General features: G+C 47.5%; 1 protein-coding gene. It reads left to right on the forward strand.

Going from position 1 to position 592, the window contains the following annotated elements; translation table 11 throughout:
* The coding region (hisD, locus tag R7093_RS26645; RefSeq protein ID WP_318147204.1) for a histidinol dehydrogenase at window positions 1-592 on the forward strand (592 nt) is incomplete at both ends.

Raw genomic sequence — 592 nt, forward strand, 5'->3', positions numbered from 1 at the left:
TTTTAGAGCGTCCTGCCATTGCGGAAGGCGCGAATATTACCGCTGCAGTTGCGGATGTGATCGCAAAGGTGCGTACTCAAGGTGACGCAGCGCTATTAGAACTTACAGAAAAGTTTGACCGTGTAAAACCGGAATCAATCCGAGTTCCATCCAAAGAAATTAATGCGGCTTCAGAGCGCCTTTCTGCGGAAATGAAACAAGCACTAGAGCAGGCTTACAGCAACATTGCTAAATTTCATAAAGCACAAAAGCCACAACCAATTAAAGTGGAAACACAACCTGGAGTGATGTGTGAGCAAGTGACACGTCCCATTCAAAAAGTAGGGTTGTATATTCCTGGTGGTAGCGCGCCATTGCCATCGACAGTATTGATGCTGGGCGTGCCTGCAAAAATCGCTGGTTGTCGTAAAGTGGTGCTTTGTTCTCCTCCACCGATTGCAGATGAAATTTTGTACGTTGCCAAGTTGTGCGGCATTGATGAAGTTTACAATGTCGGTGGTGGACAGGCGGTCGCTGCAATGGCTTACGGTACGAAAAGCGTCTCTAAAGTCGATAAAATCTTTGGTCCGGGTAACGCCTATGTGACGGAGGC

The organism is Vibrio sp. 1580 (assembly GCF_033340055.1).